At 59.7% G+C, this 16,941-nt stretch carries 17 protein-coding genes; 10 read left to right on the top strand and 7 right to left on the bottom strand.

What is annotated here, in order from left to right; all coding sequences use genetic code 11:
• The first annotated feature begins 217 nt into the window (after positions 1-217).
• From N8A98_RS00465 to N8A98_RS00445, 6 genes are all read left to right on the top strand, one after another.
• On the top strand, positions 218-808 hold the full coding sequence (locus N8A98_RS00465) for a hypothetical protein (RefSeq protein WP_262165637.1): 591 nt from the start codon (positions 218-220) through the stop codon (positions 806-808).
• Positions 809-810: 2 nt separating this feature from the next.
• Positions 811-1,107, top strand: coding sequence for a lysozyme inhibitor LprI family protein (locus tag N8A98_RS00460; RefSeq protein WP_262165635.1), 297 nt, complete (start codon positions 811-813; stop codon positions 1,105-1,107).
• Between the two features lie 147 nt (positions 1,108-1,254).
• Positions 1,255-1,674 carry a hypothetical protein gene (locus N8A98_RS00455; RefSeq protein WP_262165633.1) on the top strand — a complete coding sequence of 140 codons (420 nt, stop codon included), beginning with the start codon at positions 1,255-1,257 and terminating at the stop codon, positions 1,672-1,674.
• Positions 1,674-2,438, top strand: coding sequence for an MFS transporter (locus tag N8A98_RS00450; protein WP_262165631.1), 765 nt, complete (start codon positions 1,674-1,676; stop codon positions 2,436-2,438). The genes N8A98_RS00455 and N8A98_RS00450 overlap by 1 nt, the downstream gene beginning before the upstream one ends.
• A gap of 329 nt (positions 2,439-2,767) precedes the next feature.
• Complete coding sequence (locus N8A98_RS23320; RefSeq protein WP_390888755.1) at positions 2,768-3,322, top strand: SH3 domain-containing protein; 555 nt, start codon at positions 2,768-2,770, stop codon at positions 3,320-3,322.
• Between the two features lie 330 nt (positions 3,323-3,652).
• Positions 3,653-3,934 carry a hypothetical protein gene (locus N8A98_RS00445; protein WP_262165630.1) on the top strand — a complete coding sequence of 94 codons (282 nt, stop codon included), beginning with the start codon at positions 3,653-3,655 and terminating at the stop codon, positions 3,932-3,934.
• A 132-nt stretch (positions 3,935-4,066) separates the two neighbouring features.
• Here the strand turns inward: N8A98_RS00445 and N8A98_RS00440 are convergent, their stop codons facing one another.
• From N8A98_RS00440 to N8A98_RS00430, 3 genes are all read right to left on the bottom strand, one after another.
• Entirely contained in the window at positions 4,067-5,419 is a 1,353-nt protein-coding gene (locus N8A98_RS00440; protein ID WP_262165628.1) for a type II toxin-antitoxin system HipA family toxin, read from the bottom strand.
• Positions 5,420-5,431: 12 nt separating this feature from the next.
• On the bottom strand, positions 5,432-5,737 hold the full coding sequence (locus N8A98_RS00435) for a type II toxin-antitoxin system RelB family anti-toxin (protein WP_262165627.1): 306 nt from the start codon (positions 5,735-5,737) through the stop codon (positions 5,432-5,434).
• 299 nt (positions 5,738-6,036) lie between these two features.
• On the bottom strand, positions 6,037-6,801 hold the full coding sequence (locus N8A98_RS00430; RefSeq protein WP_262165625.1) for a hypothetical protein: 765 nt from the start codon (positions 6,799-6,801) through the stop codon (positions 6,037-6,039).
• A gap of 307 nt (positions 6,802-7,108) precedes the next feature.
• Between N8A98_RS00430 and N8A98_RS00425 the strand changes: the two genes are divergently transcribed.
• The 3 genes from N8A98_RS00425 to N8A98_RS00415 all read left to right on the top strand — a co-directional run bounded on the left by N8A98_RS00425 (position 7,109) and on the right by N8A98_RS00415 (position 11,021).
• A complete protein-coding gene (locus N8A98_RS00425) occupies positions 7,109-10,093 on the top strand; it encodes a putative Ig domain-containing protein (RefSeq protein ID WP_262165624.1) in 2,985 nt (994 codons plus the stop codon).
• Between the two features lie 66 nt (positions 10,094-10,159).
• Positions 10,160-10,600, top strand: a complete 441-nt coding sequence (locus N8A98_RS00420; protein ID WP_262165622.1) for an integrase core domain-containing protein — start codon at positions 10,160-10,162, stop codon at positions 10,598-10,600.
• Between the two features lie 202 nt (positions 10,601-10,802).
• The gene (locus N8A98_RS00415; protein ID WP_262165621.1) at positions 10,803-11,021 is read left to right on the top strand and encodes a hypothetical protein; all 219 of its coding nucleotides are present in this window, start codon (positions 10,803-10,805) and stop codon (positions 11,019-11,021) included.
• A gap of 1,099 nt (positions 11,022-12,120) precedes the next feature.
• Here the strand turns inward: N8A98_RS00415 and N8A98_RS00410 are convergent.
• Complete coding sequence (locus tag N8A98_RS00410) at positions 12,121-12,957, bottom strand: aldo/keto reductase (RefSeq protein ID WP_262165619.1); 837 nt, start codon at positions 12,955-12,957, stop codon at positions 12,121-12,123.
• Between the two features lie 54 nt (positions 12,958-13,011).
• On the opposite strand from N8A98_RS00410, the gene N8A98_RS00405 reads away from it, so the two are divergent.
• Positions 13,012-13,296 (top strand): class II D-tagatose-bisphosphate aldolase non-catalytic subunit, encoded by a 285-nt coding sequence (locus tag N8A98_RS00405; protein WP_315974444.1) that lies wholly within the window; start codon positions 13,012-13,014, stop codon positions 13,294-13,296.
• A gap of 95 nt (positions 13,297-13,391) precedes the next feature.
• Here the strand turns inward: N8A98_RS00405 and N8A98_RS00400 are convergent, their stop codons facing one another.
• The 3 genes from N8A98_RS00400 to N8A98_RS00390 are packed head-to-tail and all read right to left on the bottom strand — an operon-like array spanning position 13,392 to position 16,574.
• A complete protein-coding gene (locus N8A98_RS00400) occupies positions 13,392-14,618 on the bottom strand; it encodes a hypothetical protein (RefSeq protein WP_262165618.1) in 1,227 nt (408 codons plus the stop codon).
• 55 nt (positions 14,619-14,673) lie between these two features.
• Positions 14,674-15,108 (bottom strand): GtrA family protein, encoded by a 435-nt coding sequence (locus N8A98_RS00395; RefSeq protein WP_262165616.1) that lies wholly within the window; start codon positions 15,106-15,108, stop codon positions 14,674-14,676.
• Positions 15,105-16,574 carry a UbiA family prenyltransferase gene (locus N8A98_RS00390; protein ID WP_262165615.1) on the bottom strand — a complete coding sequence of 490 codons (1,470 nt, stop codon included), beginning with the start codon at positions 16,572-16,574 and terminating at the stop codon, positions 15,105-15,107. Before N8A98_RS00390 ends, N8A98_RS00395 begins: the two co-directional genes overlap by 4 nt.
• Between the last annotated feature and the right edge of the window lie 367 nt (positions 16,575-16,941).

Raw genomic sequence — 16,941 nt, 5'->3', positions numbered from 1 at the left:
GGTGTCGACCAGTCGAGGCCAAACTAGAGACAAGTTTGGCGGTCTGAGCGGTAGAGACGTCAAACATTCGTCGCCCATGTGGAATTGGACCATGCCCGTGGGGACATACTGATCCGCCTACCCGCCGTAAGGAGGCCCGCCAGTGTCCCATGAACGCCGGCCTGCTTTCATAATTGCGCCATGGGACGCGGTGACTTTGCGAAGAGCTGGAGGTGTCATGCTGTTCAAATCTGCCGGTCTCGCACTTATCGCTATCATGCCTATCGGCCCCGCTTATGCAGCGGAAAGGTCGGCACTTCTTGATGCCTTCGACAAGGCCTGTCTGACGCCTCAACATGATGAGTCGGCCATTGCCGCTGCTGCGGCGGAGGTCGATGCGGTAGAGGAGTCCAATCCCGATATTGTTGGCCAGGCAGCACCGATGATCGAGACAGTGAAGGTGCGGCGTTGGATGTCGGGGGATCCGCTTGCCAAGTCACAGACGGACTTGCTGTTCGCAGCCAATAGCGGCACTACGCTGGGCGCGCCATCGGAGGGCTGCCTTGTCCTTGGGTTTGGCGATCCGATCATTATCGAGCAGGCACTGGACAAATTCAGCAATGGCCAATTCATTCCCGTTAAGGAGCCTGGAGAGTTCTCTATCCTGCCGCCTTACCGATACTGGCTGGTCGACAGTGAGGTGACCGGTCCCGCCATCTTTGCGGCATCCGATATCAAAACGTGGACGCCGCAGGCCCCTTCGGGGGTGATCCTCAGTCTCGTCCGGCTCGACCCAAAACTGTTAGAGAGCCTCTTCGAGGCGCCCTAGTCTTGCGGTCCGGCGGCGTGACGGCAAGCATTCTTGACTGCATCGCCCAGGAAAATCAGAGGGTAGACGGAGAACTCAACGCGCTTTGGCAAGCGGGACATCCAAAGCAAGATGCCGACTTCAAAGACATGCTTCGAGCATCGCAGCGGGCGTGGATCGCCTACCGCGATGCTACCTACGATGTCGAGCGGGCGCTTGATGAGGGTGGCAGCTTCGCAAGCGTGGCCTATTCCGATTGCCATCGTCAGCTCACAACTGATCGACTCGACTGTTGCCCGCCGCCGGTCCGGTTAGCCTGACGTTGCATTGGGCAGCTGTGCGGATGGTGCGTAGGACCTAGACCCGGGCCTGACGCCAGCCGGCGGCTTCCGCCTCTTCCGCTGAGTGCTGTCACAATTATGAAATCTGGTGGTGATCAGTAGCCAGCCTGTCTGGAGTTCCGCAGCATGCGCCAGTCTCGATTTCGCCTGTCCTTGATTGTTGCCGCCTTAGCACTGGCACAGGCGGTGTGCTGGGGTATGACCTTCAACCTTCCTGCCATCACGGGCGGCGCCATGGCTGAGGCTTTGGATCTGCCATACTTCGCTGTGATGATGGGACCGACCGTAATGCTGGTCGTGATGGCTTTGGTCGCGGTGCCTGCGCTGCAGGTGTTCGAACGCATAGGCATGCAGTTGGCCATGACCGCGAGCGCGGGCCTGGCGGCGATTGGTTTGGTGATAATCGCCCTGGCACCATGGCCCGAAGCATATTTCGTCGGCTGGGCTGCTGTTGGTGCCGCTGGAGCGGGCATGTTGACCACCGCGGTCCAGTCGCCGTTGCCGAACTCGCCGGCCCGCACGCCCGCAGAGCGATTGGAGCCCTGATGGTTTTCGGTGGTCTTGGCACCACATTATGCTGGCCCCTGCTCGGAGCGCTTCAAGCAGCGTTCGGCTGGCGGGTGGCGACCCTGTTGGGTGCTGCGGCATTGCTGGTGGTGGCAGCGCCAATCTACTGGCTGTTGCTTGCAAAGCGATCCGAAAGCACGCCCAAGGCCTCCAGAAACGGAGCGGACAGTCCACTCGACTGGACCGCCTTCGGTCTGCTCGCCTTCAGTACGGCTGCCAATGGCATTGTCACCTGGGGTTTTTCGCTCACCGTTATTACACTCTTTGAAAGTCGCGGCCTGGAACCCGGAAGGGCAATCCTGATCGCCTCTTTCGTCGGCGTTGCGGCACTCTCCGCGCGCTTGATCGATCTTGTCGCCAGTCACCACTGGAACAGTCTGGCGACAGGCCTCACGGCGGCGGCAGGCCTGCCGGTCAGCTTTGCGATCCTCATGTTCGGCAATGGCGAACTGGCCGCCGCGGCGTTCGTCGCTCTCTATGGCCTCACGAGCGGCATATTGGCGGTGGCGCGGTCGACAATACCACTCGATCTATTTCCTGCCGCGGCTTACGCGCGCGCATCATCAATGCTCGCGCTACCGCTGAACTTGTCCTTTGCCTGCGCGCCACCACTCTTTGCCGCACTCCTTGCCGGACCGGGGAGCGACGTGGCGCTCTGGATCGCAACGGCATTGTCGCTTGCAGCCCTGGCAGCGCTGGCCCTGCTCGTCCTTCGTCACAGGCGCCGGCTGGCGGCCAACTGATTTCACCGCCACACATACGGCGAGTAGACCGTGGAGATGTCCGCCGCGACCAAGCTTAACGTGTCGACCCCTCTTGATCAGAACCAGTCCTCGCGGCCGACCGCGCTGGTCGGCCTGCCAGACCGTCTTAGCTCCAGGCGGGATATTATGCGAATCCGCTGACATCCGCGTCGACAACGTAGGCAAATGTTCCCAACGACAGCATAGAGAAAGGCCCGGCGAGCTTTGACTCCCAGCACATTGTGAGGATTTCCATGTGTTTGCTCGGAGCGAGACGCTTAAGCATTGCCAACTATCCAAACACAATCAATGTTTGGCTGGGGGGCTAGATGGCTAAACGGAAATCATCTTTCGGAGGGTGGCTCGTGATTGGGCTTCTCATCCTAGGCATTTCACAAATTGTGAAAACACCAGAGAATTCTGTACCCGCAAGGACCCCACAGCCTCAACCCGCGGCGTCTATCCCACCGAACCCGTCATCGCCCGCACCGCGAACGGTCGAAATCCGATATGTATCGGCCACTTCATTGAATATGCGCCGCGAGCCCAGCACCTCGGCCGCGATAATCTCGGCTCTTCCTCGAGGTACCAGTGTGAACGTTATTGACCGTCGTAACGGATGGCTGCTGGTAAGCCTTAGCCCGGCCATTCATGGGTGGGTTTCCGAGCAATACACAGCCGCGACCAAACCACAGCCACTCTATGTTGCGCCTGCTCCCACTTCTCAACCAACCCAAAGCGCCTCGGGCCTCTCATGCAGCCCGCGTCGAACATGTAGTCAGATTGGGAGCTGCCGTGCGGCGCAATGGTATCTCAAGAACTGTTCCTGGGGCGGCCGATTAGACCGCGACAACGATAATCGTGCCTGCGAAACACTTTGCTAGATATCCGTCTAGATATAGCGAGATGTGAGTGCGAGCCAGAAGGCGGAGTTGAGCCTTGAGACCCGAGCGTCATTTGGCGGCAACCAACAGGGCCACCGTGCAAGCCAAGTGATATGGCGATCGCTGCCGCAACAGTTGGGAAGACTGCGCTCGCCGCCGCCAGTGGACCAATGGCCGCCCCCACGAGTACGGCAAGAGCCATCCCATTCAAAAACTGGGCAGCTGTGCGTTTCACTTCGCGGCTCATGGCGGCTCCTTCTGCTGTCCAACAAGAATAAGGTCGTTGGCGTTGCGGGGGATTTCGGGGATAAATCCACAGAAGGAGCGCCCATGAAAGCTACAGTTGACCGCCTAAGCAACGAGCTGACAAGCCGCTACGTCCACTACCTTGAGACCTTTCTGGTCGATCTTTGGAGCGACGCTGGCCAGATCGAGTTCCGGTGTGGCTTTACTCTGCGCACCGACCACCAGCTCCGCCAATTCACCCTCAAGGTACCTGCCCTAGCCGGTGACACCGACGGTGAGCGCGACTTGCTGATCGTGGTCGTCTTCGAGCAAATCGAAGACATGATCGATGCAGCCATTGCCGAACGGCGCGTGGCTGCGAACTAACTAAGTACCCTGGCTATCTGCCCGGCGCGGGGCTCGCGCGCTAATTGAGCGAAAATCCCATAGGCCGTGTGCGGGTCTCCTCAAATGCTGGGCGGAGGAATGCGTTTTCGCCGACATTGGTCTGTGGATCCGCTATTCGCGCCCGACTTTCCTCTCCGGAATCACTACAGGTTTCGCGGCGGCTTGCTCTCCATAGATCCGGGACAAGCCCTTGATACGCATCGCGATCGCGTCGACGAGGCGACCAACGATCTCATGAGTGATCCCCTCGTGACGGAGCTCCTGAGCACACTCCGAGGCTACATCGGGCATCACCGCTAGCTGATGGCGAATCGTCCGCATCGTGTACTCGCCACCGACCTTGGCCGAAGTTGCACAGCGCTCCCAGTGGCGCGGCATAACCTCGTCGATCGGGTACACCCTGTCGATCTTCATCGCCAGCTTGAGGTCGCGCATTTCAGCTTGGATCTCTCCCTCGCCGAGGTGCGGCAGAATGGAGGAGACGTCATAGAGCGGAGCAAGGCGGGCCTCGCCCTGCGCACCGAGCAGCATCGAGTAGTTCTTTGCATGCGCGTCCACGCCGGCGATGATCCAGTTGAAGACGTTCGCGGCCATGAATGTCTGACGGTCCCGAACTGGGTCCAGGGAGGCCGGCAGCACCTTGTTGGAGATCGTGGTAATACCCGGCCCACCCTGGTTCTCGTATTTGAGCGTCGGCATCACCGACAGGGCTTGGCACATGTCCTCCTGATGGATGCGGATGGTCTTGCCGTCGATGTTGCGGCGGTCGTAGCGCTCGAGAACGATCGCCTTTTCGCCTGCAAAGTCGATAACCTGGCTATGTGCGGCGTCCATGCCGAGCTTGCGTGCAAGCTGCAGACAGAAATGCTCGTTCTCGGTATGCCCGTGCAAGTGTGGCATAGGCGGCTTTAAGATGTGGGTTGTCGGCGTGTCGCCTAAGGGGATCCCCCACTGGCCGCTGCTCTTGTCGAAATGGAACGCCGTCTTGGCCTGCGCCCCGGCAAGGCTAAACTGTCCAGGATCGCCAATGCGCCGGGTCGCGGCCCCATCCTTCCGCAGATCACGCAGGCGGTCGCCGATTTGTGTATCGGTGAGCAACTCCACGTTTTCGCCGCGGGAAACCTGGTCGCCACGCGGAAGGAACTGGACGGCGCCAGCGCAGTCGCGGCCGACATGCTTGAGGAGGGCAAACGGATTTCGGGCGGAAACCTGGAATCTCTGCGCCCATCTAGCGAGTGTTTGCTCGTTGTCCGGCAGCAGACCCCAGAGAAATGCCTCGATTATCTTGCCCTCGTAGGTCCTGGTGATCGTCGGCATTGACAGCGAGAGCGGGATGGCTACCCGCCCATCCATCCATGCCTCGTGATAGGAGAACGAAAGCTTGCCACCCCGCAGGTGGTGGAGTTCCCCGACCAGCCGACCGGCGATGTAGACGTCGAGAGTGTCGATCGGCTTCACCATCATGGTCATTGTCGCCTAGAGCTTGTAGGGAATATCATCGTCTTGATCGTCGGCATGCCGATCATCGGCGTCATGATGGTGACCATCATCATGATCAGCCGACCTCGGCGCGGTCGGAATTTGGAAGTCCATTTCTACACCGAGCGTGGTCAGCGCCAGCAGTACGTTGCCGATCTCGGCGCTAGACTTGCCGTTCTCGATCCAGGACACCCACGTCTGCGTAGTGTTGATCTTCCTGGCCAAGGCGGCCTGTGACAGGCCGCGCCGGGTACGGGCCTCTTTGATCATAATACCGATGTCGCGAGCTGTTCTGATTTTCATGGCATATACGATTTTGCATGGCCTAGCCTGATATAGGTTCGTATATTGCGAATGTCAATATACGTTCTTATATCTTGCCTCTGCATATAGGTTCCTATATTACTAGCAATCATATATGAACCTATATTAACTCCTTCCAACTCACGCAAATCGCCAGGGCCGACCTGACGCGGTTGCAGACCGCATATTATGCGAACCATTGATGCACGCGTAGCGCCATCCCGCTCATTCGGGCCTTGAGAAAAATCACAATAGCTCAGCTGCGCTCCGGTTTTCTGCAGCGATCCTAGATCAAAGCATCACCCCTGACCCATGCGATGCCGTTTCTTCCAAGGTCGCGTTGGTCGGAGCAAACAAGCGCGGGCTAGATCGGCATAGTGCGCCATCTCCGCGGCACACCAGCGCTCAAACTCGTCAACCAGCTCTTCTACGACAATGGCATCCTCGGACCCGTGCGCTGGCACCAAGGCACCGGCCTGTCGCAAGCGGCCGAGCACATTGCCGACATGCGACTCTGAAACTTGGTAGCGTTCCGCCAGGGCTTTGTGGGTCAGCGAGAACATCTCTTTACCTGATCTGCGTCGGTAGTGCGCCAGGATCAGGGCTACCAGCATAGGATAGCCGCAGTCGTAGGCGGACAGCGCCAGTACCCTCGGATACAAGGCGATCACGGTTCCAGCTCCGCGCACGCGCGTCGCCGAGAGGTGGATCATCTCGCCCAATAGGCTCGCATCTCGCTCAATCGGCGGCGCCAAAGCGCTTCCTGCAATGGCGTCGTAGGCCTCAACGAATGCGACGCATGACCGCGCGACCTCCCGGATCAGGCTGTCCGCGGGCCTGAGGATTTTCTGTCGCCTGTCCGTCGCCAGAGTGTCGATGAAGACAAGATTGCGGGCCTCCAGCATTGCGCAAAAGCTGGCGGTCTGGCGCGGGCTCTGCCCGGATATGGCCTGCAGCCGCGAGAGGTTCGGCACGGAAGCGCCGTGGTTGCGCCAGCCGGAATATTGCCCGATCAGCATATAGGCCGAGTAGTACCGCTCCAGCTGGTTGAGCAGCTTTCGCACGGGCCAACCTGGCGGTGCAGGTTCGACCATCTTCTCGCAATAAGCGACTACCGTTTGGTGGAAGTGAGCATCGGCCCTGAGCGCCGCCGCTCCCATGCCAGCCGTTGCGTCGCGTGGAGGCAATATCCTCATCGATGAAACAGGCAAAGTTTGGGGTGGCCGCACTTTAGCCGTCCGGTCAGAACTATCAACCGTGGCGCGAAAATGTCGTCACCGACGAAGTTGGGCAGAACGATTTGACGATCGCACCATTGCGCAGGCCAGGGGAACCCACGAACACTGTAAGCCCTTTGAGCGGGGCCGGCGGGTGGAGACCTTGCTAAGCCTGGCACTGTTGAAAAGCGCGGTCCAGTCGGTTCTGGCCCGCCTCATTGCCCTTCTTTGCACAGTGTTCCTCCTGGTCGCCCCATGCTTGGCACAGGTGGCCCTGATTCCGGCCAGCATTCCTGATCCCATCGTGGGCGCCCCGTACTTTCAGTTATTCAATGCGATCGGGGGAACCCCACCCTACCAGATCTCGCTTGCCGGTCCCTTGCCCGCCGGCATGTCATTTTCCAGCGAGACGCTATCCGGGACGCCGACGGAAAGCGGCATGTTCACCTTCAGCGTATTTGCTTCCGACTTCGCCGGTACCACGGATTCGCACAGCTACACGCTCAACATCGGCCCGCCCGCTATTTCCGTTTCCCCTGGGAGTCTGCCGGCGGGCGCGGTCGGCTCAGGCTACTCGCAGAGTCTTTCGGCGTTCGGGGGTACCGCGCCCTATAATTTCTCGGTCTCTGGCACCTTGCCGTCCGGTATCTCCATGACGCCGGCCGGGCTCCTGTCGGGAATGCCTCTTTCGGCAGGATCCCACACATTTTCGGTAATTGTCACGGATTCCACGACGGGCGGCGGTCCCTATTCGGCGTCAATTCCCTATACGCTGGTGATCGCACCACCCAGCTTGACCCTCTCGCCAACCCTGCCGAGTGCAACGGTCGGGCAAGCCTATGCAGAAACGATCTCGGCAACCGGCGGCGCTGCCCCCTATACATTCAGCCTTGCTTCGGGCGCGCTTCCTGCCGGGCTCTCGCTGGGGACCGACGGATCGATTTCGGGAACGGCCCAAGAGGACGGCACGTTCAACTTCACCATCTCGGCCCAGGATTCCACCGGTGGCGCTCCAATCACCGGCTCCCAGGCCTATAGCCTCTCCGTCGCCCCGCCCACGATCACGCTTTCACCGGCAAGCCTTCCGAATGGGCGGGCCGGAGGACCTTACTCCGCGACGATTGTCGCTGGCGGCGGAACCGCACCCTATACCTATGCCGTCACGGGCTCGCTCCCGGCGGGCATGACGCTGTCGTCCTCTGGCCTCCTTTCAGGCACGCCAACCGAGACCGGCTCATTTTCCTTTGGTGTCACGGCCACGGATGCGAGTGGCGGAACGGGCCCCCATATGGGCACGCAGACCCTTAGCCTCGACATCTATAGCCCTAGTTTCACCCTGCAACCCTCCAGTCTGCCCCCTGCCACCGCGGGCCAGCCCTATTCACAAACAGTAGTCGCTGGTGGCGGCACATCGCCCTATGCCTATTCGATCATGGCAGGCGCATTGCCGTCCGGCCTGACCTTTTCCGCCGGAACAATTTCTGGCACCCCGACGGCGTCCGGGTCGTTCTTCGTAACCATCCTTGCCCAAGATTCGACGACCGGCCCAGGAGCGCCGTACGGAGTAGCAGGGTATTTCCCCCTGACGGTCGTCACACCCACCATAATACTCGCCCCCGCCAGCCTCCCATCGGCCAATTCCGGCTCATTTTACTCCCAGACTTTGACTGCCAGCGGCGGCGCAGCGCCCTACGCCTTCGCTATCTCCTCCGGTAGTCTTCCACCAGGATTGAGCCTGTCCTCGTCCGGAACATTGTCCGGAATGCCGACCGCGTCCGGGGTCTTCGATTTTTCGGTCACGGCGACGGATAGCTCGGTTGGCGTCGGTCCGTTTTCTGCAACCCAGGCCTTTAGCGTGACCGTGGGTGCCGTCGGCAGGCTCATCGTCGCCGTGCGCTCCAATGTGGATGGCACGTTCGGCTTCACGTCGTCAGAGCCTCTGTTGAATGCGCTTACCGTCGGAACCACGGGGGGCATCGGTGGCAGCGCGTCGATCGAATTGCCCGCCGGTGCCTTTCGGATTACCGCCGACGACCTCAGCGGTGCCGGCACAACGCTGACAGGCATCGATTGCGACGACGATGACAGCGGTGGGGATATTGCCACGCGCACCGCGGACATCGTCATCGACGCAAGCGAGAGCTTGACCTGCGTCTTCACCTTCGTCAGCTCACGTGAAGAAACGACCGCGCTCATCAAAGACTTCCTCGAAACGCGGGCGTCGATGATCCTGGCCAACCAGCCCCGTACGCAGCGTCGCATCGACCGGCTGAATGGTATTGTCCCAGGGGGAGACATCGGTTCGACACTCATGAATTACCTGCCAGCGATTGCCGGCGGAAGTGCGCTCCGGTCTTCCATCAGCCTCAACGCGATTGAGGGTGCAACCGGCAATCAGAGTTCCAATCCGCTCGACATATGGATGGAAGGGACATTCATGCGCATAGATGCCGCCAGGGATGGCCGGCTCATGCTGGGCAGCGTCGGAGCGGATTATCTCGTCACACCCGACCTGCTCATTGGCGGCTTTGTCCAACTCGATCACATGATGCAAGGTGAAGCCGGACTGGCTGGTGCCGCTATGGGGTCAGGCTGGATTGCCGGACCTTATGCGACTATGCGCTTGCACGAACATCTTTATCTCGACCTGCTGGCCGGTTTCGGGCGCTCCAACAATCGCATCAATCCCCTCGGAACCTACGAAGACAGCTTTGGAGCGACGCGCTGGTTGTTAAGTGCCGCCATTGAGGGGCAATGGACATCGGGGCCCTGGACGTTTTCGCCGCGGGCCAGCCTGGGGTATTTTAGTGAAACGAGTGACGCCTATCGTGACGCATTGGGCATTGCCATTCCCTCGATTGCGACGGGCGTCGGTCAAATTGCCATCGGTCCTGCCGTCTCCTATCGCTTCGTGGCGCCGGGCGAAATTGTGGTCGACCTGGGACTTGGGCTCGAAGGGGTCGCCGAATTCGGCTCGAACCTGCTGTTTGAAAATGGTCAGGCTCGCCTCGAAGCCAGTATTGATGCCGGCATGCCCAGCGGCGCTGACATTGGGCTAACCATCGGCCTTGGCGGCATCGGCAATGCTAACAGAGGCATCATCAGCATTTCTGGGAGGGTCTTCGTGCCGATGAATTAGCATCCTAGTCTAATCACCTGAATCTAAAGTTCACGGCACAGTGTTTTCGGTTACAAATACCTGCATGTGGCCATCGACGATGCCTCTCGCCTGGCCTATGTGGAACTGCTCCCCAGCCTGGGGCAGGAGGATGCCACGGGCTTCCTGAACCGGGCGCTGGCCTGGTACGCGCGACTGGGCGCCAAAGTCGAGCGGGTGATGACCGACAATGGCTCAGCCCATCGCTCCAAGCTGTTCGCCCAGGCGCTGCAGCAAGCCAATGCCCGTCACATCCGAACCCGGCCCTATACACCGCGCACCAACGGTAAGGCGGAACGCTTCATCCAGACATCGCTGCGGGAATGGGCTTATGCCAGACCATACACATCATCGGTGGAACGCGCCCAGGCAATCAAGCCATGGGCCGATACCTACAATCTCAAAAGACCCCACGCCGATCGGTGGCATCACCTCAATCCAAAAACTGAACAACCTCCTTGGAAGGCAGGCTGCTCCCAGAACCAATGACTGGCACCGGCCTCGCGGAACTGGTAAAGTCCACTGGTCTGCTCATGAGGACCGGGCAGAGTGATACGTTTCTGCATCACTGGCAGCGCGATAGTGCCCGGCATGTGGGTACTCCGATCACATCGGTAAGACTTTAATCATCCGGTAGGAATCCAGGCATAGCGGTCCTCATGGGGCGCGTATCAACCTGAGCATCATCAATATGCTGGACTTCGAAACCAACATAGCAACACAGGCTGAGCACAGCCGCGATCGTCGGCGCAAGGTCGCGCTCTTCAATGCCGCCTCGTGGATCAATCCTGTTCGCAAATTATCGCTCTTTGGAGAGGCCTACCCCTTGTCGGATTGGCCTGTCGATGAGCTTGCTATTGTAGCCGCCCTGATCGCAGTCATCGGAATTGCCGGACTAATCGCGTTCTAGGCTCAGAGCGCCGACATTGACGGACCGGCAGAGCCCGAAGACTCTGCCGACTTACCCGTTTCGGCATGGTTACCGAGGGGCCGGCAACACACGCCGGCGACCCTTAAAGGGAAGAAACCCTCAGGCCCGCCGCAAGCAAGACCTTTTCACTTACAGGCAGTCCGCGCAACGTGGACGGCAGACTCGTTCCCAATGTCCACCGATGCTGATCATCCCGAGCCTGCGTTGCGGTCATCCGTCCAAGCTGCCCCAGTCGAGGTTCCATAGATACCGGTCGCCGCTTACTACGAGTTCGGTGTCATTTCGGCTGCCATACGGAAGGCTGTGGCAAGGCTCTATCGAGCGGCTGGCAATGGCATCGTCGAAAACCTTGCAGCCATCAGTGTAGCCCACTCACAGGGCCCGTCACGTTGCCACTGGGCGTCCCGTGGGGACGCCTCCACTCGTGGACCTTCAGCACGGCCTCGGAAAAGGCAGAAGGCGACTCCTGAGGGAGATTGTGGCCGGCGGCAACCTGTCGGTGTTCATGCAATGCGGAGAACATTTTCGCATGGTCCGCCGTACCGCCGGGCTTCAGCGGATTCCGCATTCCGTCCAAGGTCACCGCCGGAACTGTGATAGGCGGGCGGGCGGCTAGGCGTAGCTCAAGATCGACCAACGAGGGATCTCCCTGTGTCAGACCGAATGCCCAGCGGTAGTGGTGGACCACCACATTAACGAAATCGGGAGTGTCGAAAGAGGCAGCTGTCCGACGGAAGGTCGCTTCATCGAATTTCCAGCCAGGCGACCATTGCTCCCAGAGCATGCGGCAGATCTCGCCTCGATCACGGACAAGGGCCGCGCGCCCGCGCTCCGTTTGGAAGAGGTGCTGATACCAAAGCCACAGTGCGATGCGACGGATTACCAGGCGATGGCGACGAAATGACGATGATGATGATCCGCCGCCCTGCCCCGCTACTGCCCGCGTTCCCCGTCTGCCGTTAAATCCTGCAGGCGATGCTGCAGTCGCTGCAGCCTAGCCTGACGAGCTGGTCAAATGGCCACACTGCCGATGGAGCCTTTCATGGGCGGCTTCGGCCGCCCATGGCGTGGCAGGCGCTCAGTCGTTCAATTCATTCGGATGAGGCAAGGTTTTGCCATCCGGGCGATCAAGTCCAGCAATCGCGGACATATCGTTTTCTGTCAGATCGAAGTCCCAGACGTTGAAGTTCTCAACAGCGCGTTCGAGCTTGCTCGATTTTGGCAAGACCACAAGATCGAGCTGGAGGTGCCAGCGAATAATCACCTGCGCTGGAGATTTTCCCAGCCGCCTGGCAATGCCGGCGATGACCGGGTTTTCCAACAATGCCGTGCCTTTTCCACCGAGAGGGCTATAGCTTTCGGTCACGATGCCATGCTGGTTGTGCCAATCGCGGCTGGCACCCTGCTGGAAACTGGGATGGAGCTCAATCTGATTAACGGCGGGGGTGACGCCGGTTTCGCCAATGATTCGCTCAAGATGTTCCGGCAGGAAGTTCGACACGCCAATTGAGCGTATGCGACCTTGCTGCTGCAACTCGATGAAGGCTTTCCATGTCGCTACGTACTGGTCGCGCGCCGGGGCCGGCCAATGAACCAGGAACAGGTCCAACTGGTCCAATCCCAGCTTGCTCATCGTCTGGTCGAACGCCCGTAAAGTGCTGTCGTATCCCTGCAGGCTGGTCTGCAATTTTGAAGTCACCCAGATGTCGCGGCGACGCACCTTGGTATTCTTCAAGCCCTGCCCCACGCCCCCTTCGTTCTGGTAGGCCTGAGCGGTATCGATATGACGGTAACCGGCATCGATGGCCTCAGCGATCAGTTTCGGTGCTTCGGCATCTGCTAGACGCCATACGCCCAGCCCAAGCCGGGGGATGGTGTTACCGTCATTGAGGGTTATGTGGGGTGAAAGTGTCACTGTCGTCTCCTTGGCGTTTGAACGTCAACGAACATCGAAACAAATGGCTGCGACATGCAGCCGGCAGATGTCCGGGCGATCCTAAAGGTCGGGCCATGGCTCACCTTCGTGCTGCGCGAGGCGCTCTACGGGCTCGATCTCATCTCGGGGGAGATGACCGGGAAAAGTGGCCTCAAAGCCGGCATGGAAGCGCTCATGCAACCCGAACATTGGCAGCACTACTATCCTGGTGACACCGTGGAACAGCGACTGCAACGGCACTACAGCTACCCGGACCGTATTCGGTATTATTGGGCAATGCGCCGCAGGGCCTCTTTCAGTGAACACTTCTGCCTTTAACGGGTCAGATCTAGGCAGCAAATCAACAGATTGCCTATGCGGTTTCTGGCGACGCCCTTGGCCGCTGAGAGCGGCCGCATGCACGCGACGTCAAGTTAGCCAGCTATGATGCCGCCGATGGCCAGCATGGCGAGGGTCACCCCCATTGAATAGGCCAGCAGCAGCGCGAATGGCGGTGTCCATTCCGCCTTGAGGGCGCGGCCGAGGAAGATCAGCAGGATGGGCAACCAGTCCAGCGCATAACGCTGGGCGCTGTACTGCGAAAAACCATTGGAGTGATACAGCAGCGTCAAACCCATGACGAGCCCGCAGGTGCCCAGGCCGAACCAAAAGGCGCGATCCCATTTGCCCAGGAAGGCCAACAGGATGACCGGCGTCACCAGAAAAAGCGAGGCACCATTGGCGTCAAAGCCCGCCATTTCGGTCATGTAGCGGCCGGCAAAGTCCACGTGCGGACCGGCAACGAACATATAGATGGCATTGAACAGGAAGTAATCCGGCGAGAATATCCCAAGCTCGCGCACCCGCAGACGCAGGAAGAAGCCGCCGCTATCGGCGACATCCCATTCGACCGGAAAGATGTAGGAATAGCCGGTTTCGAGCGGCGAGCCGAAGCGGGCATAATTGTACGCGAAGTAGATGAGGATCGCGATTATCGGGAAGGCCGCGAGCGAGAGGGCGCGCTTGATGGCCGCACGATCGATGCTGTACCAGGCCGTGTTTGCCTCCAGCAGCAACACATAGAGCAGCGGCAGGTAGAGGATGGTCATCTGCCGGCAAAGGAAGGCCATGCCGATGAAAAGACCGGCCAAAAGGGCATTGCGGCGCACCAGCGCGCTATAGAGGGCAGCGCTGGAAAACAGGAAGCCCCAGCTCTGCGCAAAGAACCAGACGCCGTCGCCGCGCAGCACCACAAAGGCGAGCGGCGTGGCAAAAAGGGTCAGCAAAACGAGCAGCGTGGCCTGATCGGGCCCAGCGGCTTCGCGGCGGAATATCTGCCACCATAGCCAGCCACTGCCGGCCAAGGTAAGTGCGCTTAATACGACGAAGAAGCGGAACTCGCTGCCAAACAAGGCAACGAAGGGCAAGGCTATGACACCGGGCAGCGGTGGGAAGATGATGTAAGTCAGTCCATTGAAAAGGGCGCAATCGGTATCAAAGCAATGGTCCGCATCGAACCGGCCATTGAGCCAGCCCTCGGCCAGCACGGCGTAAGAATTGGTGCCGGGCACTTCACGCAGAATGGCCAGGGCGAGTACTGCGAGAAAGGCCAGCACCAGGCCGCCCAGAATGGTTGTTATGGCAATGCGCTTTACGGTCACGGCTTAAAATTCCTGCGGCGGGATGGCATGCTTGTCAAATGACGGGCGAACCGGTCTATCCCGCTGGGCGGGACGCCAGGCGGAAAGTCAGTTGCTTGTGGCCGATGAAATTGATCACCGCGCCAACGGCGATGGCGGCGCCATGGGCAAGCCCTTCCCGCACAACATTTGGCCAGGGTGCAGCGGCCGGCATCTGCAGGAAAAGCGTGGTCAGGCCGAGCACAACCACCGCGCCGACAAGGTTGACTCCGATGAATGTCATGGTCTGCTCCATCAGCGGGCGGGTGGAGCCCGGGAAGACATATTTGCGATAGAGCGTAAAGCCCGCGCCCATGCCGATCATATAGGCCAGAATAACGGCTGCTCCCATCGGCATGGCCGCCGACAGCGGGAAACGCACAATCCAGTTGATCGCGGCCGCCGTGCCGCCAAGCAGCAGAAAACGGAAGACCTGATTGCTGGCGAGGCGTTGCAGTAGCGCGGGCATCATAACAGCCATCCGGCGAGGAAGGCCGCGCCCATTAACCCGCCCAGCGCGACGCTGATCTTGTCGCGGATGGCGAAGGCCACCGGATCGTCGTTGAGCTCTTCGCGATGACAGAGCAGCCAGATGCGCGACACCCACATGAACAGCGCCGCGGGGAAGACCCAGAGATAGACCGGGCTATTGTAGAAGCCGGCGCCGTAAACGTCGTTCATGATGTAGAGCACCATGATGGTGATGGCCGCCAAGGCCGTCGCCACGCCCATCGCCACTACCATGCTGGCATCCGTGCCGAGATAGCCGCGGCCATTGACCGCGAGCCGTCCTTTGGCAACACTTTTCTGGATTTCGGTCTGTCGCTTGGCAAAGGAAAGCGAGGTGAAGAGGAACATTGAAAACACCAGCAGCCAGGGCGAGGGCACCGCGCCCACGGCGGCAATGCCGATCCCCAGGCGCATGGTGAACAGGGCTGCCAGGGTAAAGGCGTCAACGATAGGCTGGCGCTTGATGTAGAATGAATAGAGTAGCGTGATGGCCATATAGGCGACGAGCAGACCCAGTGTGCCCGGACCGATTAGTGCTGCCAGTGCGAGGCCGCCAGCGATGAGACCGGCCGAAGCGGGAACGCCGTGCTTGATGCGCAGGGCGCCGGAGGCCAGCGGCCGATTACGCTTGGTCCAGTGCAGGCGATCATCGGTGAGGTCAAACAGATCGTTGAGCAGGTAAGTGCCCGAGGCCATCAGCGAGATGGAGACGAAAGCGCAAAAAGCGGACACCACGGCGACAGGGTCGGTAGCCATGCCTGACAAGATCAAGGGCACGAAGACCAAGCCATTCTTGGCCCATTGATGCACGCGCAGCGCTTTGAGCCAGCCGCGCAGGCCCAGTCTGGGGCGGAAGAATTCGGCTTCGACCGGCTTGCCCAGCGCACGCGCCTTGGTGGCGGTATCGTCCGATGCGCCAGAGAGCACAATTGATCGTGCCTTGTCCCACACTTCAAGGTCGGCGCGCCCGTCCCCGGCATAGGCGAAACCATCCGGGAAGCGTTCCACCAGCGCAGCGGCCTTAGTAGCGCCCTTGAGGTTGCGCTCGCCGTTGCTGCCTATGGTGAAATCGACGAAATCGAAGCGGCGGGCAAGGCGCAGCGCCAGCAATTCGTCGGCGGCGGTGGCCAGCCCAACCGAACGCCCCTTGTCATGTTCGGCACGGGCGAAGGCTACAAGTTCCTCATTGACCGGCAAGCTGTCCACATCGACGGGCACCTGCTCGCTCAGCTTGCGCTTGAGCGTGGCTTTCCCCTGCAAGGTCCACAGGACAAGATTGAACACACGCAGCGGATTGGCGCGGAAATAAGCCACCGCCGTCTCGTGCAGCAAATCGGTGAGGATCAGTGTGTCGTCAACATCGAGCACAAGAGGAAGAGCAACACCAGCTGTCTGCAGTCCAGTGGCGGATAGATTGGCAGCGGTCATGCCCAGCACCCAAGTTACGCGTTGCCGCCATAGCTACCAGCCACGCGCCAAGGCGCAATTAATGAGTTAAAATATTATGAATACCTAAAATTTTACTTTGTCGCGGCTTTCACAGTGATCACATTGCACGACCGTGTCATCAGAATTTCCAAGCGATTTCGGTAAGGTGAGGGAATTCATTGCCACAAGCCTTTCGACCACCACCAACCCGGACCCGACCGAGACGCTGTAAACCGTTTTTTGCACTGAACGAGCCATTCCCGAGCGCGTATTATGCGGGCCAAGGACACGCGGCACGTTCCCTCTCCGTAGCATACGGTTCCACTTCTTACGCTGGTGGGTCGGCAACGACCGAATCCACGCAATT

The sequence above is a fragment of the Devosia neptuniae genome, from assembly GCF_025452235.1.
In the GTDB taxonomy this organism is placed as follows: Bacteria; Pseudomonadota; Alphaproteobacteria; order Rhizobiales; family Devosiaceae; genus Devosia.
The sequence above is the reverse complement of the archived record's forward strand: the minus strand, read 5'-3'. Positions and strand labels throughout refer to the sequence as shown.